Below are 22021 nucleotides of genomic sequence, written 5' to 3' on the forward strand. Positions count from 1 at the left end.
GGGCCTGCCACCTGCCTCATGTCGTCTTCTCCGGGGAGACACCTGGGCGCGACGGGGAGAGGCCGTCCGCCGTGGGCAGGCTGAGCACCATGGTCATTCCGCCCCCAGGGGTGTCCTCCGCCGTCACCGTGCCGCCCATCGCCTCCACGAAGCCACGGGCCACGGCCAGGCCGAGGCCGACGCCCGCACCGCGCGGAGCGTCCCCGTAGCGTTGGAAGGCGCCGAAGATGCGGTCCTTGGCGTCGTCGGGTACGCCCGGGCCGCGGTCGACGACGCGGAGTTCGACCCGGTCGGCGAGGGCGCTCGCCGAGACCAGGGCCGGTTCTCCCGGCGGGCTGTACTTGACGGCGTTCTCGACGATGTTGGCGACGGCGCGTTCCAGCAGGCCGCGGTCGACGGCGACCATCGGGAGCGTCTCGGGGATGTCCAGGTCGACGCTGTCCTCGGGGACGCCGAGGAGCGCCATCGGGACGACCTCGTCGAGATCGGTCTCCCTGATCACGGCCGTGACGGTGCCGGTCTCCAGGCGGGACACGTCGAGGAGGTTGCCGACGAGGTGATCCAGCCGGTCGGCGCCGTCCTCGATGTTCGCGAGCAGTTCCGCCCGGTCCTCGTCCGACCACTCCACGTCGTCCGCGCGCAGGGAGGAGACCGATGCCTTGATGCCGGCGAGCGGAGTACGCAGATCGTGGCTGACGGCGGCGAGGAGCGAGGTGCGGATCTTGTTGCCCTCGGCGAGCTTGCGGGCCTCCTCAGCCTGGTCCACGAGGCGCTGCCGGTCCAGGACGACGGCGGCCTGGGCGGCGAAGGCACCGAGGACACGCCGATCCTCGGCCGGAAGGACACGGCCGGTCAGGGCGAGCGCCAGGTGGTCACCGACAGGCATGTCCACGTCGGCGTCCTCGGGGCGGGCGATCGGGCGGGGGCCGACGGCGGCGACGCAGGACCACGGTTCGGTGTCGTCACCGCGTTCCAGGAGTGCCACCGACTCCATGGCGAAGGTCTCGCGGAGCCGTTCGAGCAGGGCGTCCAGACCGGTCTCCCCGCGCAGCACGCTGCCCGCGAGGAAGGAGAGCGTCTCCGCCTCCGCGCGCAACCGGGCGGCTTGATGCGTACGGCGGGCGGCGACGTCCACCACCGAGGCGACCGAGATCGCGACTCCGACGAAGATCACCAGAGCGGTGATGTTGCGCGGGTCGGCGATCGTGAGCTGGTGGAGCGGCGGGGTGAAGTACCAGTTGAGCAGGAGCGATCCGGCGGCCGCGGACGCCAGTGCAGGGCGGAGCCCGCCGAGCAGCGCGGCGGCGACGGTCAGGGTCAGGAAGAGCAGGACGTCGTTGGCGAGGCCCACGTCGGGCAGGGCGCTGCTCAGGAGCAGGGTGAGCAGGACCGGGCCGGCGAGACCGACGGCCCAGCCCCACAGGGTGCGGGACCGGCCAAGGCGCGTCCGGCCGGGGGCCGGCAGGCCGCGGCCCTTCGCGGCCTCGTCGTGGGTGACGATGTGGACGTCGAGGTCGGGGCCGGAGTCGCGGGCGACGGTGGCGCTGACGCCGGGCCCGAAGGCGTACTGCCAGGTCCGGCGCCGGCTGACGCCGAGGACGATCTGGGTCGCGTTGACACCGCGCGCGAATTCGAGAAGCCCGGTGGGCACATCGTCGCCGACGACATGGTGGAAGGTGCCGCCGAGGTCCTCGACGAGCGTGCGCTGGAGCGCCAGCTCCTTGGGCGAGGCGGCGGTGAGCCCGTCGCTGCGGGAGATGTAGACGGCGAGGACCTCGCCGCCCGCGCCCTTCTCGGCGAGGCGGACGGCACGCCGGATGAGGGTGCGGCCCTCGGGGCCGCCGGTGAGGCCGACGACGATCCGCTCACGGGAGCCCCAGATCTTCGAGACCCGGTGCTCGGTGCGGTACTCCTGGAGGTACTCGTCGACCCGGTCGGCGGTCCACAGCAGGGCGAGCTCGCGCAGGGCGGTGAGGTTGCCCGGGCGGAAGTAGTTGGACAGGGCCGCGTCGACCTTGTCCGGCTTGTAGACGTTGCCGTGGGCCATCCGCCGCCGCAGGGCCTGCGGGGACATGTCGACGAGCTCGATCTGGTCGGCCCGTCGGACGACCTCGTCCGGGACGGTCTCCCGCTGCCGTACGCCCGTGATGGACTCGACGACGTCCCCGAGCGACTCCAGGTGCTGGATGTTGACCGTGGATATGACGTCGATGCCGGCGGCGAGGAGCTCCTCGACGTCCTGCCAGCGCTTGGAGTTGCGGGAACCGGGGACGTTGGTGTGGGCGAGCTCGTCGACGAGCGCGACGGCCGGCCGGCGGGCGAGGACGGCGTCGACGTCCATCTCGGTGAAGACGGTGTCGCGGTACGCGATCTCCTTGCGCGGCACCGTCTCCAGGCCGTGCAGCATCACCTCCGTACGCGGCCGGTGGTGGTGCTCGACGAAGGCGACGACGCAGTCGGTGCCGCGCTCGACCCGACGGTGGGCCTCGGAGAGCATCGCGTACGTCTTGCCGACGCCGGGCGCCGCGCCGAGGTAGATGCGGAACTTTCCACGTCCCATGGTGATCTGCGCTGCCGTTCTCGTGGGGGCGGGAGGGGGGTCAGGGTTCGAAGCGGTAGCCCATGCCGGACTCCGTGACGAGGTGGCGGGGGTGCGCCGGGTCCGTTTCCAGCTTGCGCCGGAGCTGGGCCATGTACACGCGGAGGTAGTTGGTCTTCGTACCGCAGCTGGGTCCCCACACCTCCGTGAGGAGGCGCCTCTGGCTGATGAGGACGCCCGGATTGCAGACGAGGATCTCCAGGAGGTGCCACTCGGTCGGCGTCAGCCGGACGTCCGTGCCGCCCCGCCGGACCTTCTTGGCCACGAGGTCGACGGTGAACGACCCGGCCGTGACCAGGGTCGTGGTGAGCGGCCGGGTAGCCGCCTCTTCGACGCGCCGGGTCGCCGCTCGTACACGGGCGAGCAGCTCGTCCATGCTGAACGGTTTCGTCATGTAGTCGTCGGCACCGGCGTCGAGTGCCCGGACCTTGTCCTCGGAGCCGCTGCGGGCGGAGAGCACGAGCACCGGCACCCGGCTCCATCCCCGGAGCGCCTTGATGACGTCGACCCCGTCCATGTCGGGGAGTCCGAGGTCGAGCAGGATCATGTCCGGCCGCTCCGAGGCCACCAGGCGCAGAGCCGTGGCACCGTCGGGCGCGGCGTCCACGGAGTACTTCCGTGCCTGCAGGTTGATCACCAGTGCGCGTGCGAGCTGCGCGTCGTCCTCGACGACCAGCACCCGGGTCATCGGTGCCGCCCCTCCTGTCCTGGTTCGCTGTGCGGCGGAAGCCGGCGGGCCGTGGATCGTCCGTGGCCGCGCCGGCTCCCTCCGCTCTTGTTGGGTTAAGCCCATCAGCCCTTGGCCACCAGGTCCTTCAGGGCGATGTTGAGCTTGAGGACGTTGACGCGGGGTTCGCCGACGAAGCCGAGGATGCGGTCGTCGGTGTGGTCGGCGACCAGCTTCTCGACGGTGGCCACGTCGAGCTTGTTGCGCTCGGCGACACGGTGGACCTGGAGCTTCGCGTACTCCGGGGAGATGTGCGGGTCGAGGCCGGAACCGGAGGAGGTGACGGCGTCGGCGGGCACGTCGGACGGCTTCACCGTATAGCCGTTCACCGAGTTGTCCTTGACGACGGCGGCCTTGGCGTCCTTCACCCACTGGATCAGGTCGGCGTTGTCGCCGGAGCGGTTGGTGGCGCCGGAGAGGATGATCGAGTACTGGGTGTTGACGGAGTTGGTGCCGAGACCGTTGGACGGGCGGGGCTGGAACCACCGCAGGTCGGGTGCAGGGGACTCCTCGCCGTCCTTGAGCGGCAGGTCGTAGCGCTGTCCGATGAGTTCGGAGCCGACGGTCTTCCCGTTCGCGTCCTTGACCTCGGAGCCGTTGGCCTTGCCGGGGAAGGCGAGTTGGGCGATCCCGGTGACGGCGAGCGGGTAGAGCACGCCGCAGACGAGGGTGAGGACGAGGAGGGCGCGCAGGCCCGCCCAGAGGACCCGGCCGGTGTTCGCTGCTGAGTTGTTCATCGTGGGTCAGCCGATTCCGGGGATGAGGGAGAGGAGCAGGTCGATGAGCTTGATGCCGATGAACGGGGCGACCAGGCCGCCCAGTCCGTAGAGGCCGAGGTTGCGGCGGAGCATCGCGTCCGCGCTGGAAGGCCGGTAGCGCACGCCCTTCAGGGCCAGCGGCACGAGGGCGACGATGATCAGCGCGTTGAAGATGACGGCGGAGAGGATCGCGGACTCGGGCGAGGCCAGGCCCATGATGTTGAGCCTGTCCAGCGACGGGTAGGCGACCGCGAACATCGCGGGGATGATCGCGAAGTACTTCGCGACGTCGTTGGCGATCGAGAAGGTGGTCAGGGCGCCCCGGGTGATGAGGAGTTGCTTGCCGATCTCGACGATCTCGATGAGCTTGGTCGGGTTCGAGTCGAGGTCGACCATGTTGCCGGCCTCCTTCGCGGCCGACGTGCCCGTGTTCATCGCCACGCCGACGTCCGCCTGCGCGAGCGCCGGGGCGTCGTTGGTGCCGTCGCCTGTCATGGCCACGAGCTTGCCGCCGGCCTGCTCGCGCTTGATGAGGGCCATCTTGTCCTCGGGGGTGGCCTCGGCGAGGAAGTCGTCGACGCCCGCCTCCTCGGCGATGGCCCTGGCGGTCAGCGGGTTGTCACCCGTGATCATGATCGTCTTGATGCCCATGCGGCGCAGCTCGTCGAACCGCTCCCGCATGCCGTCCTTGACGACGTCCTTGAGGTGGATGACGCCGAGGACGCGCGCGCCCTGGTCGTCCTTGACGGCGACGAGCAGGGGGGTGCCGCCGGCCTGGGAGATGGTGTCGGTCAGCGCCTGCGCGTCGTCGGCGACGGTGCCGCCCTGCTCCTTCACCCAGGCGACGACCGAGCCGGTCGCGCCCTTGCGGACCTGCCGGCCGTCGACGTCCACGCCCGACATGCGGGTCTGCGCGGTGAACTCGATCCAGGTGGCCTGGGCGAGCTCGCCCTGGTGCCGTTCACGCAGGCCGTACTTCTCCTTGGCGAGGACGACGATCGAGCGGCCCTCGGGCGTCTCGTCGGCGAGCGAGGAAAGCTGGGCGGCGTCGGCCACCTCCGCCTGGGTGGTTCCCCTGACCGGGACGAACTCGGCGGCCTGGCGGTTGCCGAGGGTGATCGTGCCGGTCTTGTCGAGCAGCAGGGTGGAGACGTCGCCGGCGGCCTCGACGGCCCGGCCGGACATCGCGAGGACGTTGCGCTGGACCAGGCGGTCCATGCCGGCGATCCCGATCGCGGAGAGCAGCGCGCCGATGGTGGTCGGGATGAGGCAGACGAGGAGGGCGGTGAGGACGATCAGCGAGGTCTGCTCGTCGGCCCCGGCGTAGATCGCGAAGGGCTTGAGCGTGACCACGGCGAGCAGAAAGACGATGGTCAGGGAGGCCAGCAGGATGTTGAGGGCGATCTCGTTCGGCGTCTTCTGCCGTGCGGCGCCCTCGACCAGGTTGATCATCCGGTCGATGAACGTCTCCCCCGGCTTGGTCGTGATCTTGATGACGATCCGGTCGGAGAGGACCTTCGTACCGCCGGTGACGGCCGAACGGTCACCACCCGACTCGCGGATCACCGGAGCCGATTCGCCCGTGATCGCGGACTCGTCGACCGACGCGACGCCCTCGACGACGTCACCGTCGCCGGGGATGATGTCGCCGGCCTCGCACACCACCAGGTCACCGATGCGCAGCTCGGTGCCGGGAACACGCTCCTCGTCCTTGCCGACGAGGCGACGGGCGACGGTGTCCGTCTTCGCCTTGCGGAGGGTGTCGGCCTGCGCCTTGCCGCGGCCCTCGGCCACGGCCTCGGCGAGGTTGGCGAAGATCGTGGTCAGCCACAGCCAGGCGGTGATCGCCCAGCCGAACCAGTCCCCCGGGTTCTTCAGCGCGAGGGCGGTGGTGACCACCGAGCCGACCAGGACCACGAACATGACCGGCGACTTGACCATGACGCGCGGGTCGAGCTTCCGGATGGCGTCCGGGAAGGACTTCACCAGCTGTTTCGGGTCGAAGAGCCCGCCGCCGACCCGGCCGGCCGGCGGGTGCCCGCCGGGCAGGTCGCCGTGCGGCGCCTTCGTCGAAGGGGCGGAGGTGGACATCTGGTCCTCGTGCTTCTGTACGTCGATGGTCATGCCGCGAGCCCTTCGGCAAGCGGTCCCAGGGCGAGCGCCGGGAAGTAGGTGAGACCCGTGACGATCATGATCGTGCCGACCAGGAGGCCGGTGAACAGCGGCTTCTCGGTCCTCAGGGTGCCCTCGGTCTCGGGTACGGGCGTCTGCTCGGCCAGCGACCCGGCCAGGGCCAGGACGAACACCATCGGCAGGAACCGGCCGAGGAGCATCGCGATCCCGATCGTCGAGTTGAACCACTGGGTGTCGGCGTTCAGGCCGGCGAAGGCGGAGCCGTTGTTGTTGGCGCCGGAGGTGTAGGCGTAGAGGATCTCGGAGAAACCGTGCGCGCCGGAGTTCGTCATCGAGTTCGCCGGGGTGTCCAGGACGAACGAGGCCGCGGTGAAGCAGAGGACGAGGGCCGGGGTGACGAGGATGTAGCAGGCCGCGAACTTGATCTCGCGGGTGCCGATCTTCTTGCCCAGGTACTCCGGGGTGCGGCCGACCATCAGGCCCGCGAGGAACACGGCGATGATCGCCATGATCAGCATGCCGTAGAGGCCGGAGCCGACGCCGCCGGGCGCGATCTCGCCGAGCTGCATCCCCAGGAGGTTGATGCCGCCGCCGAAACCGGTGTTGGAGGAGTGGAAGGAGTTCACGGCGCCGGTGGAGGTCAGCGTGGTGGCGACCGAGAAGATCGCGGAGGCCGCGATGCCGAACCGGGTCTCCTTGCCTTCCATCGCACCGCCGGCGAGCTCGAAGGCCGGGCCCCGGCCCGCGAACTCAGTCCACAGCATCAGGCCCGTGAAGACGAGCCAGATGGTGACCATCGTGGCGAGGATCGCGTAGCCCTGCTTGAGCGAGCCGACCATGCGGCCGAAGGTCCGGGTCAGCGCGAAGGGGATGACGAGGATCAGGTAGATCTCGAAGAGGTTGGACAGCCCGTTGGGGTTCTCGAAGGGGTGGGCGCTGTTGGCGTTGAAGTATCCGCCGCCGTTGGTGCCCAGCTCCTTGATGACCTCCTGCGAGGCCACCGCGCCGCCGTTCCACTGCTGCGTGCCGCCGGTGAACTGGCCGACCTCGTGGATCCCGGAGAAGTTCTGGATCGCACCGCAGGCGACCAGGACGAGGGCGCCGATCACCGAGATCGGAAGCAGGATCCGGACGACTCCGCGGACCAGGTCGGCCCAGAAGTTGCCCAGCTCACCCGTACGGGAACGGGCGAAGCCGCGCACCAGGGCCACCGCGACCGCAACACCCACGGCCGCCGAGACGAAGTTCTGCACCGCGAGGCCGCCGGTCTGCACGACGTGGCCCATGGCCTGCTCGCCGTAGTACGACTGCCAGTTGGTGTTCGCGACGAACGACGCCGCTGTGTTGAACGCCTGGTCCGGGTCGATCGACACGAAGCCGAGCGAGCCGGGCAGCGAACCCTGCACCCGCTGGAGCAGGTACAGGAACAGCACGCTCACCGCGGAGAAGGCGAGCACTCCGCGCAGATAGGCGGGCCAGCGCATCTCCACGGAGGGGTTCGTGCCGATCGCCTTGTAGATCCACTTCTCGGGCTTGTAGTGCTTCTCCGAGGAGTACACCTTCGCCATGTGGTCGCCCAGCGGCCGGTACGACAGACCGAGCGCGACGACCAGTGCCAGGAGCTGGAGGATTCCAGCCAGGACAGGGCTCATATCCGTACTCAGAACCTCTCCGGCTTGACCAGCGCGAGGACGAGGTATCCCAGCAGGGCGGCGGCGACGAGCAGACCGATCACGTTCTCGGCACTCACAGCTTCGCCACCCCCTTGGCGATGAACGCCACCAGCGCGAAGACCGCGATCGTGGTGACGACGAAGGCCACGTCGGCCATCGTGAACTCCCGGAAGAAGGAAGAGCGGATTCTCTGACGAGATGAGGAAACAGCCTTTTCGGCCACTCACCGACGTCGTTGACGCCGCTCTAACGCCCGTGACGCCCCTCTTGACGCATCCCCTACGCGACGCGACCACGACCGGGCCCGGGGCTCGGCGGGGCGGCACTCCGGTCCACCCGGGACGAGGTCAGGGCTCCGCACGGACCGGGGCACCCTGCCTCAGCGAAGACGCGCAGGGCAGGGTGACGACCATGGTCAGGCCCCCGCCGGGTGTGTCCTCCGGGGTGAGCGTGCCGCCCATCGCCTCGGTGAGTCCCCGGGCCAGCGCCAGGCCGAGGCCCACCCCTGTGGTGTTGTCGGTGTCGCCGAGCCGCTGGAAGGGCTCGAACACCCGCTCGCGGTCCGCCGGGGACAGACCGGGCCCCCGGTCGACCACGCGCAGCTCGACACGGCCCGCCAGCGTGCTCGCGGCCAGGAGCACCGGTTGTCCCGGGGGCGAGTGACGGGCCGCGTTGGCGATGAGGTTGGCGACGACCCGTTCGAGGAGCGGAGGATCGGCGAGGACGAGCGGGGACTCCTCCAGCCCGCGGAAAGCCACCTGGCGTCCTGCCGTGCCCGGGAGGCCGTCCAGGGCCGCCGGGACGACCTCCTCCCAGGCCGTGGGGCGAAGATCCAGGGCGAGGGCGCCCGCTTGGAGCCGGCTCATGTCGAGCAGGTTCTCGACGAGCCTGCTGAGCCGGGCCATGGACTCGTCCGCGGTGGCCAGGAGCTCGTCCCGCTCCTCCGCGGTGAAGTCCACGTCGGGACTGCGCAGGGAGGCCACGGCCGCCCAGCCGGCGGCCAGCGGGGTCCGGAGGTCGTGACTGACGGCGGCGAGGAGGGCCGTGCGCATCCGGTCGGCGGCCTTCGCGGTCTCCGCCTCGGCCGCTGCCTCGGCGAGCCGGGCCCGTTCGACGGCGGCCATGAGGTGGGCCGCGAAGGCGGTGAGGACGCGGCGGTCCGCGGCCGGCAGCGTTCGGCCGCGCAGGACGAGAAAGCGCCCGTCCCCCAGCGCGACCTGGCTCGCCGAGGGGTCGTCCACCGGGCGGTCGACCAGTTCGGCGGCGTGGGCGGCGAAGGTCTCCCTGGTACGGGCGAGCAGGTCGGGCACGGTGTGCTCGCCCCTGACGACCGAGCCGGCGAGCGCCGAGAGCGTCTCCGCCTCGGCGGTGGCGCTCGCGGCCCGGCGCGCCAGCCGGAGCGACCGGTCCACGATCGCCGCGACGGCGACCGCGACCCCCACGAACGCCACGAGGACGAGGAGGCTGTCGGGGTCCTGGAAGGAGAACTCCGCGCCGGGTGGCATGAACCGGTGGTCGAGCAGCAGGGAGGCCGTCACCGCGGCGACGAACGCGGAGACGACGCCTCCGACGCAGGCCACACCGACCACCGTCATGAGGAGGAGCAGGGCTTCGCCGGTCAGGTCGAGGCTGCCCCGGAACCTGTCGAGCAGCAGGGCGAGGAGGACGGGGAGGACGACACCCGCGAGAGGGCCGGCGACACGCCGGGAGAAGGGGAGGGTGCGGCGGCGCGGCAGCGGGCGTCCTCGGCCCGCCCGCTCGTGAGTGACCATGTGCACGTCGATGTCACCGGAGCGCGAGACGGTGGTCTCGCCTATGCCCCGCCCGGTGAGGAAGCGTTCCAGCCGGCCACGTCTGCTCGTGCCGAGGATCAGCTGTGTGGCGTTCCCGGCCCGGGCGAAGTCCAGCAGGGCGGTCGGCACGTCCTCGCCGACGACCGTGTGGTAGCTGCCGCCGAGGCTCTCGACCAGGTGCCGCTGCCGTGCGAGCGCGGTGGACGAGGCGCCGGACGCGAGGCCGTCGCCGCGCACGACGTGCACGGCCGACAGCTCGCCCTGTGCCGACCGGGCGGCGATCCGGGCGGCGCGCCGTATGAGGGTGTCGCCCTCCGGGCCTCCCGTCAGTCCGACGACCACGCGCTCCCGGGCTTCCCAGATTCCGCCGATGCCGTGGTCGGCGCGGTACTGCCGCAGGGCGTCGTCGACCTGGTCGGCGACCCAGAGCAGGGCGAGCTCCCGCAGGGCGGTGAGGTTGCCGGGGCGGAACCAGCTGGCCAGGGCCGCGTCCACCATCTCGGGGGCGTGGATGTTGCCGTGCGCCATCCGGCGGCGCAGCTCCTCGGGGTCCACGTCGACGAGGACGATCTGGTCGGCGCGGCGGACGACACCGTCCGGGACGGTGTCCCCGGCCGGTACCTCGGTGATCGTCTCGACGACGTCGCTGAGGGATTCCAGGTGCTGGACGTCGAGGGTCGTCAGGACGTCGATCCCCGCTTCGAGCAGTTCCTCGACATCCTGCCAGCGACGGGCGTTGCGGTGCCCGGCCGGGTTGGTCCTGGCCAGGTCGTCGACGAGGAGCAGTCCCGGCCGACGGCGCAGCGCGGTGTCGAGGTCGAAGGCGCCGTGCGGACACTCCAGGCGTTCCAGGCCGTCGAGGAGGGCCTCCGTGTGCGGGCGGCCGCGGCAGTCGGCGGCGCCGACGACCACGTCCGTGCCCCGTGCCGCACGGCGGTGGCCTTCGTCGAGCATCCGGTAGGTCTTGCCGACGCCGGCCGCCGCGCCGACGAGCACCTTGAGCCTGCCCCGCCGGCCGGCCGGAGGGTCCTTCCGTGGCCGCCCGGCGAGCGACTCCGTCCCCGCCGCACGGCCGGTACCGGTCAGAACTTCTCCGGGTGGATCAGCGCGGCCACCAGGTAGCCGACGATGGTCAGGGCGACGATGAGGCCGACCACGTTCTCGATGCTCACGAACGATCAACTCCGCATGGGGTACGGGCGGGCGCCGGAACGTGGTCGCCCACCGTCATCGAAGCCCGCGCCGGGCTGCCGTTCCTCCACCTTGACGTCGTCCTGTCGGCGGGGCCGCGGACGCTGACGGGGCCTTGACGGTTCCTGTACGGGTGGTTCACGCGGGCGGGCGCGCACGTCCGCCGATCCGGAGTGCGGACGTCGGGGCATGGGAGGGAGTGGCTGTCGTGCAGGAAGGCTCGTCCGGCCCGCGGCCACCCCCTGGTGCCGCGGGCCGGAACGTCCCTCTCGTCGGACGGTCCCGCCCGCTCGTACCGAGGTGTCGGTCCGGGCCGTCGGTCACGGACCATGCGCGCCGCCTCGGCGACGCGCCCCCTCACACCTCACACGCTCGAACGACCGTCCGATCCCCCGTGAGGAGATCATCCTGTGGCACGACCGGGTGGAGATCCGGCCCCCTTGACGCTGTCCTGACGTTTGATCACCTCGCTTTGACGGGGCCTTGACGAACACCTTCAGCAGCCCGTAAGAGGCTCGTCAAAGCGTGCGCCGAGCGGGCTCCACCCGAGCGTCGAGCGTCTACGTTCATGCTCGGTCGCTCACCGGCCCAGGGACGTCAGTGGCCTGATCGTCCCGGCCGCGGGGGCACGGTACGCCCTCCCATCCGGCGTTCTGTGCCCCCGCGTCGCGACCGTGCTGTCCGTCCACAGCAGCACCATGGGTGCCCGGTCCACACGGCCGGGCACCCGCGGGCGCGGGCCGGACAGTCCACTCTTCCGGGACTTCTTCCCGGGAGGGGTCCAGCCGTTTCTCCTCGGCCTGCGCCGCACGGCCGGCCGGGATCTTCCCGAAGGTCTTCCGCGATGCATTCCGCCGCGCCCCGACCGGCGCACCCTCCCGCCGGCCCGCATGTCCCTGCCGGTTCGCCGCCTTCCGGCGAACCGCCCCTCCCCGGCCTCCCGCCGGCCCCGCCCCGCAATCCCGCCCCACGCTTCCGTCCCGGGCGCCGGCGCGCAGGCCACGGCGGGCTGCTCGACCCCATACAGCTCGTGAAGTCCTTCCCCGAGGCGCTGCGCAAACTGCACCCGCGGACCCTCGTCCGGAAGCCCGTGCTCTTCGTGGTGGCCGTCGGCTCGGCGCTGACCACGCTCTCGGCGCTGTTCGACCCCTCCGTGTTCACCTGGACCGTCAGCGTCTGGCTCTGGCTGACCGTGGTCTTCGCGAACCTGGCGGAGGCCGTCGCCGAAGGCCGGGGCCGCGCGCAGGCCGAGTCGCTACGCAGGGCCCGGACGGACACGGTCGCGCTGCGGCTCACGCACTGGCGGTACGGCACCGACGTCGACCGGGCGGCGACGGAGGCGGTGGCCGCGACCGACCTCAAGCAGTTCGACTTCGTCCTCGTCGAGGCGGGCGAACTGATCCCGGCGGACGGCGACGTCGTCGCCGGCATCGCCTCGGTCGACGAGTCCGCCGTCACGGGCGAGTCCGCGCCCGTGATCCGCGAGGCGGGCGGCGACCGCTCCGGGGTCACCGGCGGGACGACGGTTCTTTCGGACCGGATCGTCGTCCGCGTCACCTCGCGCCCCGGTCACTCCTTCATGGACCGGATGATCGCCCTCATCGAGGGCGCGGAACGCCAGAAGACGCCGAACGAGATCGCCCTCAACATCCTGCTCTCCGCGCTGACCGTCGTCTTCATCCTGGTGGTCGTCGCACTGAAGCCGATGGCGGGATACGCGGACGCCGCCCCGACCACCACCGTCCTCGTCGCCCTCCTCGTCACGCTCATCCCTACCACGATCGGGGCCCTGCTCTCCGCGATCGGCATCGCCGGCATGGACCGCCTGGTCCAGCGCAACGTCCTCGCCATGTCGGGCCGGGCCGTCGAGGCGGCAGGTGACGTGAACACCCTGCTCCTCGACAAGACCGGCACGATCACCCTCGGCAACCGTGAGGCCGCCGCCTTCATCCCGCTCCCGGGAGTGGAGGCCGCCCTCCTGGCCGACGCGGCGCAGCTCTCCTCCCTCGCCGACGAGACCCCCGAGGGGCGGTCCGTGGCCGAGCTCGCCCGGCGGCAGTACGGTCTGGAGGCTCCCGCCGAGGGCGAACTGGCGAACCCCCGGTTCGTGGAGTTCAGCGCGCAGACCCGGATGAGCGGCGTCGACCTGCGCTGGGACGGCGGCGCCTGCCACATCCGCAAGGGAGCCGCGGCCCAGGTCACCGCCTGGGTGGAGATGTACGGGGGCACGGTGCCGCCCGAGGCCCGCGCCTGGTCCGACGCGATCGCGGATGCCGGCGGTACGCCCCTCCTCGTGGCCCTCCACGACGGCGACGGTCCCCGGGTGCTCGGGATCGTCCACCTCAAGGACGTCGTGAAGGAGGGAATCCGGGAGCGGTTCGCGGAGCTGCGCCGCATGGGCATCCGTACCGTGATGGTCACCGGTGACAACCCGCTCACCGCCCGGGCCATCGCCCACGAAGCCGGCGTCGACGACTTCCTCGCCGAGGCCACCCCCGAGGACAAACTCGCCCTGATCCGAAGGGAGCAGGAGGGCGGGAAGCTGGTCGCGATGACCGGTGACGGCACCAACGACGCCCCCGCGCTCGCCCAGGCGGACGTCGGCGTGGCGATGAACACGGGCACGTCGGCCGCGAAGGAGGCCGGCAACATGGTCGACCTCGACTCGAACCCGACCAAGCTCATCGAGATCGTCGAGATCGGCAAGCAACTCCTCATCACCCGCGGAGCGCTGACCACCTTCTCCATCACGAACGACGCCGCGAAGTACTTCGCGATCATCCCCGCCATGTTCGCGGGCGCCTACCCGGGGCTCGAAGCACTGAACATCATGAGGCTGAGCAACCCGACCTCGGCGATCACCTCCGCCATCATCTTCAACGCCCTGATCATCGTGGCCCTGATCCCGCTCGCCCTGCGCGGCGTCCGCTACACCCCGGCGTCCGCGCACGAGCTGCTGCGCCGCAACCTGCTCGTGTACGGACTCGGCGGCCTCATCCTCCCCTTCGTCGGCATCAAGGCCATCGACCTGCTCGTCTCCACCGTCCTCGGCCTCGGGTGAATATCCGTCAGGGCTTCATTAGGGAAAGCCTGTTGGGCTTGCGAGCGGACCGACCCGAGGCTTCGATGGGAAGCATGGACAGCGCGTGGCTCCTGCTCGACCGGCCGCCCCATCGGGCGCCCCGTCGTGAGCCCCGCTGTCCGGAGACCGCAGTACGCCGCTGATCCTTCTCCGGCCCTGCCACGGGGCGTCGTGACCTCTCGCGTCCGGCGCCCCTTCTTCGTACCCGCACACCTTCGAGACCCGTAAGGGACTGACCAGTCATGTCCGTTTCCGACCTTTCCTCCCGCACCGTTCTGGTGACCGGCGCCACCTCCGGCATCGGCTACCAGACGGCCCGGATCCTCGCCGAGCGCGGCGCCACGGTCCTCGTCCACGGCCGCACCGCCGAGGAGGCGCAGGCCGCCACCGACCGTCTGGTCACCCTGGCCGACGTCGACGAGGCCCGCCTGCGCCCGCTCGGCGCGGACTTCACCCGCCTGGAGGAGGTCGAGCGCCTCGCGCACCGCGTCCTGGCCGAGCACCCGCGCCTCGACGTGCTCGTCAACAACGCCGGCATGGCCGCGCCCGAGCGCCACACCGTCACCGCCGACGGCAATGAGATCGCCTTCCAGGTCAACTTCCTCGCCCACTACCTCCTCACCCACCTCCTCGAACCCGCCCTCACCACCGACCCCGGCGGCCGGGTCGTCAACGTCTCCTCCGTGCTCCACCGCACCGGCTCCATCCAGTGGAGCGACCCCAACCGGACCCGCCGCTACTCCCGCCTCGCCGCCTACGCCCAGTCCCAGCTGGCCCTCACCGTCTTCGCCGCCGACCCCCGGGTGACCGCCGTCTCCGTCCACCCCGGCATCTGCGCCACCAGCCTCCTGCCCCTGTACGCGCACGAGGGCGTCGCCCCGGCCGAGGGCGCCGCCCACGTCGTCCGCCTCTGCGACCCGGCCACGGAGATCGTCAACGGCGCCTACTACGACCGTGAGCACCGCGTCACCCCGGCACCGGTCGCCCTGGAGGAACGCACCGTGAAGCGCCTCAGCAAGCTCGCCGACGTCCTCGTCGGCCAGACGGCCTGAAAGGGGCACCGGACATGTCCAAGCGCGCCCGCAAGAAGAAGGCCCGCCGCAAGAAGAAGGCGAACCACGGCCGCAGAGCCGGCCAGAGCTGACCCTCTCCCTCTGTTCCCACCCGGGGCGGCCCGCACCGTGACAGCGGGCCGCCCCGCTCCCGTACTCCCGGAGGTTCCCGTGATCCCCCACCCCGCCCACCAGCCGCCCTCCGCCGCGCGGGCCTTCCCCACCGGCGCGCCCGGCACGGCGGCCCTGGCCGAGCACGTGCTCGCCACCGGCCACGGCACCTGGTGGACCGGCCACCCCGTCCACCCCCGCGTCATCGCCGTCACCAGCGGTCGCCACGCCCTCCTGGCCGGCGACCCCACCGTCCTCGCCCCCTCCGACCTCGCCCCGCTGGCCGGACACTGCGTCGAGGCGTCCCCCCGCTTCCTGCCCGTGCTCGCCGCCGCCTTCGACCTCCTGCACCCCTGGGACCGCATGCTCTACGTGCACCGGGCGGAGGCAGCCGCCACGCGGATCCCCCACGGGACGACGGTCCGGCGCCTGCGCGCGGAGGACGGCCCGGCACTCGCCGCCGCCGGTCTCCCCCTCGGCCGGCCCTTCGCCACGTGGGGCGGCCCCGAGGGCCTCGCCCGTTCCGGGCACGGCTGGGCCGCCTTCCGCAAGGAACGGGTCCTGGCCGTGGCCTGCTCCCGGTTCACGGGCAGCCGGTACGAGGACGTGGCCTGCGCCACCGACCCCGCCGAGCGGCGACAGCACCTGACCCTCGCCTGCGTCGCCGGCCTGACCACCGACATCGCCGCCCGCGGCCGGACTGCCACCTGGAGCTGCTCCCGCGAGAACCGGGCGAGCCGCCTGCTCGCCTGGACCGCCGGGTTCCGGCTCCTGCGCGAGTACGTGCACCACACCACCGGCCCGCACACCGCCGTCAGCGGCACGTCAAATCTGCGGGCCGCCGCGTAAACAGCGCGTAGCCCGCACCGCGCACACGGGGTGCCCGGCCCTAGCGTCAGCGCCATGCAGCCACCGCTTCCCTCTCCCCGCCCCGCCGCCGACGTGCTGCACGACGCCGGATGGCCCGGCGAGGCCCGGGCCGCCCTGCTCTGCTCGGGCCTCCTGCTCGGCGTCGCGCTGGTCGTCGATGCCGGAACCCCGCACGGCCTGACCTTGCCGGGCGCCCTGGGCTGCATCACCCTGTGCGTGGTCCTGCTGGTCATCCTCCTGCCGGCCAGGGTGAGCGCCGCGCCGGGCATCCTGACGGTGCGGGGCCTGTGGGTCACCCGGACGGTGTGCACCGACCGGCTCGTGGCGGTCGCCTGGCCAGCGGACACCGCCGGGCGCCTCGCGCTGCGGGACGAGGACGGTGCCCGCGCCGAGGTCGACCTCCGCGTCCTCCTCGCCAACCCCGCCCTGTGGCTGCGCATCGAAGCCGACGCCCGTACGTCCCGCACACACGGCACCCTGCATCACGGCACGGCCGACCTCACACGGCTCGCTCTACACGTCCACTCCGAGACGGCCCGCACCGTCCTCAGGGTCTCCGGCCTGGACTAGCCGCCCCGAACCTTCGAGCACGACCGCCGCGAGGCCGGCCAGGTCGACGGCGACGAGTCGCGCCTCCACCGGGACCGGTACGGCTCCGGGCACAGGCGTCAGCAGGAACCGCCCCCGAACCTTGCCGGCCGCCAGAGCCGGCAGCTCGATCTCCCCGTCCGGCCACCCCTGCCGCTCCAGGTCCCAGATCCAGCCCTCCACACGCACCGACCCGTCCGTCTGGAGCCTGGGCGGCGGAGAACCGGCAGGCTCCACGGCGAAGGTGAACCGGCACTCCCGCAGCTCCAGCACGTCCACAAGATCCCGGCGAAACCGGTCGATCAGCTCCGGCGCCGCACCTCCACCCGATCGCATCAGGCGAATCGTGCCGTGCAGGCGTTCCAGGTATTCCGCGTCCGCGCCCGCGGCCGACCGCATCACGCGGGCCCGGGCGGCGAGCTGGGACACGAGCAGGCCGACGACAAGCAGCAGGAGCGCCGTCTCGACATCGGCCCGATCCCGGATGTCGAAGCTCTGATACGGCTCGGTGTGGAAGAAGTCGAACCAGGCCACCGCCGAGACCGCGGCAAGCGCACCGGCCCACCGGTTCCCCAGCGCCGAGACGGCGACGACCACGACGACCAGCACCAGCGCAAGGTTGGTGGAAGTGACGCTCCTACGCAGCGGCAGCAACGTCAGCGCCACCAGGAAGGGTGCGAGGACCGCGGCCGTCACGGCGACCACGTCCCGGATCGGCATACGCATCATCGGCCTCCTCAGCGGCCCACACGCGCTCACTATCAATTGAGACTGCACCCGATGTGAGGAAGGTGACGCCCTACCGGCGGATCTTGACGCTTCCCTGACGCGCACGCCGGCTACGCCTCCCCGCACCCTGCTTACGCTGGCTCGGCCGCATCGCAGGCGGCCGAAAACCCCTCATCGAGCAGACTCCAGGAGCACCCCATGGCCACCACAGACGAGACGCGCGGCGGGAAGCTGCGCGCGTGGATGCTGGAGGGCCTGTCCGACATGGGCAAGGGAAAGCCGTCCCGCCCCAAGGAGACGGCCCCGGACGCCGGACACAAGGGCCAGCCCTGGTGGCGGGTGATGTGCCTGACCGGTGTCGACTACTTCTCCACCCTCGGCTACCAGCCCGGCATCGCCGCCCTCGCGGCCGGCCTCCTCTCTCCCATCGCCACCATCGTGCTCGTGATCGTGACCCTGGCGGGCGCGCTGCCGGTCTACCGGCGGGTGGCGGAGGAGAGCCCGCACGGCGAGGGCTCGATCGCGATGCTGTCGCGACTGCTGTCCTTCTGGAAGGGCAAGCTCTTCGTCCTCACCCTGCTCGGCTTCGCCGCCACCGACTTCCTCATCACCATCACCCTGTCGGCTGCCGACGCCTCCACCCACCTCGTGGAGAACCCGCACCTGGAATCGGCGCTCCACGACAAGCAGGTGATCATCACGATGATCCTGATCGCGCTGCTCGGCGCGGTATTCCTCAAGGGCTTCCTGGAGGCCATCGGCGTCGCCGTCGCCCTCGTCGGCATCTACCTGGGACTCAACGCCGTCGTCGTCGTGACCGGCCTCTACCAGGTGCTGACCGAGGGACACGTCGTCACCGACTGGACCGCCGCCCTGACCCAGGAGCACGGCAACGTCCTCGTCATGATCGGCGTCGCGCTGATCGTCTTCCCCAAGCTCGCCCTCGGCCTCTCCGGCTTCGAGACCGGCGTCGCCGTCATGCCGCACGTGAAGGGCGACGCTGGTGACACCGAGGCTCGGCCGACAGGACGCATCCGGGACACGAAGAAGCTGCTGACCACGGCCGCGCTCATCATGAGCGTCTTCCTCATCTGCACGAGTTTCATCACCACGGTGCTGATCCCGCACGAGGAGTTCGAGTCCGGCGGCAAGGCCAACGGCCGCGCGCTCGCCTACCTCGCCCACGAGTACCTCGGCAACGCCTTCGGCACGGTCTACGACGTCTCCACGATCCTCATCCTCTGGTTCGCGGGCGCCTCCGCCATGGCCGGCCTGCTCAACCTGATGCCGCGCTACCTGCCGAAGTACGGCATGGCACCGCACTGGGCGCGGGCCGTGCGCCCCATGGTGATCGTCTTCACGCTGGTCGCCTTCCTGGTGACGTGGATCTTCGACGCCGACGTCGACGCGCAGGGGGGCGCGTACGCCACCGGCGTCCTCGTGCTGATCTGCTCGGCCGCCATCGCCGTCACCATCGCCGCCCGCAAGGCCGGCCAGCGCGGCTGGACCATCGGCTTCGGCGCCATCTCGGTCGTCTTCCTCTACACCACCGTCGTCAACGTCATCGAGCGCCCGGACGGCGTGAAGATCGGCGCCTGCTTCATCGCCGGCATCATCCTCATCTCCCTCCTCTCCCGCCTCGGCCGCGCCTTCGAGCTGCGCGTCACCCACGTCGAGCTCGACGACATGGCGGAGCGCTTCATCCGTGACGTCGCCAGCCGGACCCCGCGGTTCATCGCCAACGAGCCGGACAACCGCGACGCCGAGGAGTACCGGGCGAAGAAGGACCAGATCCGCGCCGACAACGACCTGCCCGGTACCGAGGACTTCGTCTTCATCGAGGTCACCGTCACCGATCCCTCCGAGTTCGAGGCCGGACTGACCGTACGCGGCGAGGTCCTCCATGACCGCTACCGGGTCCTCACCGTCGAGTCCTCCTCCGTCCCCAACGCCCTCGCGGCCCTCCTGCTCCACGCCCGGGACATGACCGGTGTGCGTCCGCACGTCTACTTCGAGTGGACCGAGGGCAACCCCTTCGCCAACTTCCTCCGCTTCTTCCTCTTCGGCCAGGGCGAGATCGCCCCGGTCACCCGAGAGATCCTCCGCGAGGCGGAGTCCGACCGCGACCGCCGCCCCCGCGTCCACGTCGGCTGATCGAACGTCCCCCCATCGCCCCTGGCGTGCCGCCCGTAGTGAATCCCATGGCGACGAGGTCCGTATCCGGCGGCGTGGCCGCCTGGGAGGCATGGCGGAGACGATCCCGGCCGGCTAGCGACCCCCGAGCCGGAACCTCAGTCGGCAGATCACGGCGTCGGTGTCCCGGCGTACGGCATGAGCGACGACGGCGCCGCGCTGGTTCTGCAGCAGCCGCTGCCACAGGCTCTCGGGTTCGGCCTCGGGAATCAGGACGGTGACACGGGTTCCGGGGGCGTCGTCGCGCAGCGCGCGGACGTAGGCGCTGAGGGGCTTGCCGAGCGAGCGGCGTTCGAAAGGGAGCCGGACGAGCGGGACGCCCGGGTTCCACAGGGCCCAGTCCCGCTCCAGGGCCTCGGTGGCCGCCAGATCCTCGGCGTCCGGATGGCAGACGGTCACCGCGCGGACCTCGTCGCCGAGGGAGACCGCGGTGGTGAGGGCCTCGCTCGTGAGCCGGGTGAGCGAGGAGACGGGCACCAGGACCAGAGAGCGCTCGCGGTGCGGCGGCTCCGGGATCCTGCCCACGCCCAGGCGCTCGCCGATCCGCCCGTACGCGCGGTGGACTGTCTCGAAGGCGAGGACGAGCACGGGCAGGGCGATCACGATCAGCCAGGCTCCGTCGTGGAACTTGGTGGCGGTGACGACGACCGCGGAGACGCCGGTCAGAACGGCGCCGAGGCCGTTGAGGAGGGCTTTGCCCCACTGCCGGGTGGCCCTCCAGTGCAGGACCATGCCGGTCTGGGCGATCGTGAAGCCGACGAACACACCGATCGCGAAGAGCGGCACCAAGGTGTTGGTGTCACCTCCGGAGAAGACCAGCAACGCCGCCGAGACCACCGCCAGCCACATCACGCCGTGCCGGTGCACCTGCCGGTCCGCCTTCAGGCCGAAGACGTGCGGCGCGTAGTTGTCCCGGGCCAGCAGCTTCAGCAGGACGGGCAGACCGCCGAAGGACGTGTTCGCCGAGAGCGCCAGCAGCACCATGGTCGCGAACTGCACGACGTAGAAGGCCCCGTTGTGGCCGAGGGAGGCGTCGGTGAGCTGGGCGAGGACGGTGACGCCCTCCACCGGCTGGAGCCCGAAACGGGAGATCAGCACCGACAGGCCGATCAGCATCACGCCCAGCAGCCCGCCCAGTGCCACCTCCGCGCGCATCGCCCGGCGGGCGGCCGGTGCCCGGAAGGACGGCACCGCGTTGGCTATCGCCTCCACACCGGTCAGCGCGGAGCAGCCGGAGGCGAACGCCTTGAGCAGGAGCAGGGCCCCCACGGTGGTGGCATTGTCGGCGAGTACGGAGACATGACCCTCGGAGGCCGCAGTGGAGACGGGTGCGTCGCGGAACAGGCCGACGGCGATCACGACGAGGATCGCGCCGACGAAGACGGCGGTCGGGACGATGAACGCGCGGGCCGAGTCGACGATCCCGCGCAGGTTCACGGCCGTGATGAGCACCAGGACGCCGAGGCAGATCACCAGCCGGTCGCCGTACAGGCCCGGGAAGGCCGACGTCAGCGCGGCCACACCGGCGGTGACGGCTACGGCCACGTTCAGCACGTAGTCGAGCACCAGCGAGCCCGCCGCGACCAGGCTCGTCCGCCGTCCCAGGTGTGCCTTCGCCACGGCGTAGGAACCGCCGCCGTCCGGGAACGCGGCGATGACCTGCCGGTACGAGGCGACCAGCACGGCGAGAAGCCCCGCGATGGCGAGCGTCACCGGCAGTGTGAACCCGAGCCCGTACCCGCCGGCGACGGCGAGGACGAGCACGATGGCCTCGGGTCCGTAGGCGACCGACGCCATCGCGTCCAGGGACAGGGCCGCGAGCCCGGTGACGGCGGTCAGTTTGTGCCGCGCGCCGGTATCGGGCGGTTCCTCGGCGCCGGGTACGGCGTCCTTCTCGGCGGTCACGGTGGTCATGCGGACGGACTCCTTCGGATCGGGCTCCGCTCAGCTTCCGCCCGTCCCGCAGGCTTGTCCGCCCTTCCTGGCGCGTTCTTGGCGCCGCTCTGCCTTCCCCTGACAGATCCTTGACACCGGCTTCCACGGCGCGGAGGGCATCAGGGTGGTGTGAAGACTTCCCGGGCGTCGGCAGTCCTGCCCGACCGCGGCCCTACAGTGCACCCCATGAGCCCCCATGACGGACGCCTGCCCTCCGACCACCGCATGCGCCGCATCTCCCTCACGCTCTTCGTCGGCGCGTCTCTCACGAGCGCCACCGGGCTGGCGCTCGACAGCATGTGGCTGCTCGCCGCCGGTGCGTGGCAACTCATCGCAGCCGTCCTCCTGGAACTGGTCTACCGCCCGTGACCACCAACATCACGGGGCTTCCTGGGTCATCGGAAAAGCGTCGACGACAAGCCGGCGGTCCAGCGGGCGCACTCCGCTAGCGCCTTGCGCTCACCCTCCCGGCTCTTCGGCACCGCACTACAGAAGGTGGCTCAGCATGCCCTTGGCGGCGCGTCCGATGGATCGACCTCGCCTTTCACCACAGCCGCCGCGACCGCACTCCCTGGGGAGAATCTGGG

18 protein-coding genes are annotated in these 22021 nt (G+C 71.2%); 7 read left to right on the forward strand and 11 right to left on the reverse strand.

Annotation, left to right across the window (positions count from 1 at the left end; translation table 11 throughout):
* Positions 1-16: 16 nt before the first annotated feature.
* The 9 genes from K7G60_RS20155 to kdpF (K7G60_RS20195) all read right to left on the reverse strand — a co-directional run bounded on the left by K7G60_RS20155 (position 17) and on the right by kdpF (K7G60_RS20195) (position 10855).
* Entirely contained in the window at positions 17-2560 is a 2544-nt protein-coding gene (locus tag K7G60_RS20155) for a sensor histidine kinase KdpD (RefSeq protein ID WP_225802344.1), read from the reverse strand.
* Positions 2561-2600: 40 nt separating this feature from the next.
* Positions 2601-3287 carry a response regulator gene (locus K7G60_RS20160; RefSeq protein ID WP_225802345.1) on the reverse strand — a complete coding sequence of 229 codons (687 nt, stop codon included), beginning with the start codon at positions 3285-3287 and terminating at the stop codon, positions 2601-2603.
* 104 nt (positions 3288-3391) lie between these two features.
* Positions 3392-4063 (reverse strand): potassium-transporting ATPase subunit C, encoded by a 672-nt coding sequence (locus K7G60_RS20165; RefSeq protein ID WP_225802346.1) that lies wholly within the window; start codon positions 4061-4063, stop codon positions 3392-3394.
* A 6-nt stretch (positions 4064-4069) separates the two neighbouring features.
* Complete coding sequence (gene kdpB / locus K7G60_RS20170; RefSeq protein WP_225802347.1) at positions 4070-6208, reverse strand: potassium-transporting ATPase subunit KdpB; 2139 nt, start codon at positions 6206-6208, stop codon at positions 4070-4072.
* Entirely contained in the window at positions 6205-7869 is a 1665-nt protein-coding gene (gene kdpA / locus K7G60_RS20175; RefSeq protein WP_225802348.1) for a potassium-transporting ATPase subunit KdpA, read from the reverse strand. Before kdpA ends, kdpB (K7G60_RS20170) begins: the two co-directional genes overlap by 4 nt.
* An 8-nt stretch (positions 7870-7877) precedes the next feature.
* Positions 7878-7967 carry a K(+)-transporting ATPase subunit F gene (kdpF, locus tag K7G60_RS20180; RefSeq protein ID WP_200427395.1) on the reverse strand — a complete coding sequence of 30 codons (90 nt, stop codon included), beginning with the start codon at positions 7965-7967 and terminating at the stop codon, positions 7878-7880.
* Complete coding sequence (locus K7G60_RS20185) at positions 7964-8113, reverse strand: hypothetical protein (protein WP_225802349.1); 150 nt, start codon at positions 8111-8113, stop codon at positions 7964-7966. The genes kdpF (K7G60_RS20180) and K7G60_RS20185 overlap by 4 nt, the downstream gene beginning before the upstream one ends.
* A 124-nt stretch (positions 8114-8237) precedes the next feature.
* Positions 8238-10637 carry an ATP-binding protein gene (locus K7G60_RS20190; RefSeq protein ID WP_374115656.1) on the reverse strand — a complete coding sequence of 800 codons (2400 nt, stop codon included), beginning with the start codon at positions 10635-10637 and terminating at the stop codon, positions 8238-8240.
* 128 nt (positions 10638-10765) lie between these two features.
* The gene (gene kdpF, locus K7G60_RS20195) at positions 10766-10855 is read right to left on the reverse strand and encodes a K(+)-transporting ATPase subunit F (RefSeq protein ID WP_225802351.1); all 90 of its coding nucleotides are present in this window, start codon (positions 10853-10855) and stop codon (positions 10766-10768) included.
* Between the two features lie 863 nt (positions 10856-11718).
* Here kdpF (K7G60_RS20195) and kdpB (K7G60_RS20200) point away from each other — a divergent pair.
* From kdpB (K7G60_RS20200) to K7G60_RS20215, 5 genes are all read left to right on the forward strand, one after another.
* The gene (gene kdpB / locus K7G60_RS20200; protein WP_225802352.1) at positions 11719-13935 is read left to right on the forward strand and encodes a potassium-transporting ATPase subunit KdpB; all 2217 of its coding nucleotides are present in this window, start codon (positions 11719-11721) and stop codon (positions 13933-13935) included.
* A 263-nt stretch (positions 13936-14198) separates the two neighbouring features.
* Positions 14199-15008 (forward strand): SDR family NAD(P)-dependent oxidoreductase, encoded by an 810-nt coding sequence (locus K7G60_RS20205; protein WP_225802353.1) that lies wholly within the window; start codon positions 14199-14201, stop codon positions 15006-15008.
* Positions 15009-15022: 14 nt separating this feature from the next.
* On the forward strand, positions 15023-15100 hold the full coding sequence (locus K7G60_RS39435; protein WP_374115657.1) for a 50S ribosomal protein bL37: 78 nt from the start codon (positions 15023-15025) through the stop codon (positions 15098-15100).
* Positions 15101-15179: 79 nt separating this feature from the next.
* A complete protein-coding gene (locus tag K7G60_RS20210) occupies positions 15180-15968 on the forward strand; it encodes a GNAT family N-acetyltransferase (RefSeq protein ID WP_225802354.1) in 789 nt (262 codons plus the stop codon).
* Between the two features lie 54 nt (positions 15969-16022).
* Positions 16023-16559, forward strand: a complete 537-nt coding sequence (locus tag K7G60_RS20215) for a hypothetical protein (protein ID WP_225802355.1) — start codon at positions 16023-16025, stop codon at positions 16557-16559.
* Here the strand turns inward: K7G60_RS20215 and K7G60_RS20220 are convergent.
* Entirely contained in the window at positions 16503-17306 is an 804-nt protein-coding gene (locus K7G60_RS20220) for a DUF4118 domain-containing protein (RefSeq protein WP_225802356.1), read from the reverse strand. The genes K7G60_RS20215 and K7G60_RS20220 overlap by 57 nt on opposite strands.
* Before the next feature lie 198 nt (positions 17307-17504).
* Between K7G60_RS20220 and K7G60_RS20225 the strand changes: the two genes are divergently transcribed.
* Positions 17505-19460 (forward strand): APC family permease, encoded by a 1956-nt coding sequence (locus K7G60_RS20225; RefSeq protein WP_225802357.1) that lies wholly within the window; start codon positions 17505-17507, stop codon positions 19458-19460.
* Positions 19461-19574: 114 nt separating this feature from the next.
* On the opposite strand, the gene K7G60_RS20230 is transcribed toward K7G60_RS20225, so the two are convergent.
* Complete coding sequence (locus K7G60_RS20230) at positions 19575-21413, reverse strand: APC family permease (protein WP_225802358.1); 1839 nt, start codon at positions 21411-21413, stop codon at positions 19575-19577.
* Positions 21414-21620: 207 nt separating this feature from the next.
* Between K7G60_RS20230 and K7G60_RS20235 the strand changes: the two genes are divergently transcribed.
* The gene (locus K7G60_RS20235; RefSeq protein ID WP_225802359.1) at positions 21621-21803 is read left to right on the forward strand and encodes a hypothetical protein; all 183 of its coding nucleotides are present in this window, start codon (positions 21621-21623) and stop codon (positions 21801-21803) included.
* Positions 21804-22021 lie beyond the last annotated feature (218 nt).

The organism is Streptomyces sp. NK15101, from assembly GCF_020400725.1.
Taxonomy (GTDB): Bacteria; Actinomycetota; Actinomycetes; order Streptomycetales; family Streptomycetaceae; genus Streptomyces.

What these genes read in the sequence shown, in the direction of transcription:
- K7G60_RS20215 (WP_225802355.1), top strand. Translation starts at nt 16,023, where the DNA reads ATGCAGCCACCGCTTCCCTCTCCCCGCCCCGCCGCCGACGTGCTGCAC.
- K7G60_RS20230 (WP_225802358.1), bottom strand. Translation starts at nt 21,413, where the DNA reads ATGACCACCGTGACCGCCGAGAAGGACGCCGTACCCGGCGCCGAGGAA.
- kdpB (WP_225802347.1), bottom strand. Translation starts at nt 6,208, where the DNA reads ATGACCATCGACGTACAGAAGCACGAGGACCAGATGTCCACCTCCGCC.
- K7G60_RS20225 (WP_225802357.1), top strand. Translation starts at nt 17,505, where the DNA reads ATGGCCACCACAGACGAGACGCGCGGCGGGAAGCTGCGCGCGTGGATG.
- kdpA (WP_225802348.1), bottom strand. Translation starts at nt 7,869, where the DNA reads ATGAGCCCTGTCCTGGCTGGAATCCTCCAGCTCCTGGCACTGGTCGTC.
- K7G60_RS39435 (WP_374115657.1), top strand. Translation starts at nt 15,023, where the DNA reads ATGTCCAAGCGCGCCCGCAAGAAGAAGGCCCGCCGCAAGAAGAAGGCG.
- K7G60_RS20155 (WP_225802344.1), bottom strand. Translation starts at nt 2,560, where the DNA reads ATGGGACGTGGAAAGTTCCGCATCTACCTCGGCGCGGCGCCCGGCGTC.
- K7G60_RS20220 (WP_225802356.1), bottom strand. Translation starts at nt 17,306, where the DNA reads ATGATGCGTATGCCGATCCGGGACGTGGTCGCCGTGACGGCCGCGGTC.
- K7G60_RS20160 (WP_225802345.1), bottom strand. Translation starts at nt 3,287, where the DNA reads ATGACCCGGGTGCTGGTCGTCGAGGACGACGCGCAGCTCGCACGCGCA.
- K7G60_RS20165 (WP_225802346.1), bottom strand. Translation starts at nt 4,063, where the DNA reads ATGAACAACTCAGCAGCGAACACCGGCCGGGTCCTCTGGGCGGGCCTG.
- K7G60_RS20205 (WP_225802353.1), top strand. Translation starts at nt 14,199, where the DNA reads ATGTCCGTTTCCGACCTTTCCTCCCGCACCGTTCTGGTGACCGGCGCC.
- K7G60_RS20190 (WP_374115656.1), bottom strand. Translation starts at nt 10,637, where the DNA reads ATGCTCGACGAAGGCCACCGCCGTGCGGCACGGGGCACGGACGTGGTC.
- K7G60_RS20235 (WP_225802359.1), top strand. Translation starts at nt 21,621, where the DNA reads ATGAGCCCCCATGACGGACGCCTGCCCTCCGACCACCGCATGCGCCGC.
- kdpB (WP_225802352.1), top strand. Translation starts at nt 11,719, where the DNA reads ATGCATTCCGCCGCGCCCCGACCGGCGCACCCTCCCGCCGGCCCGCAT.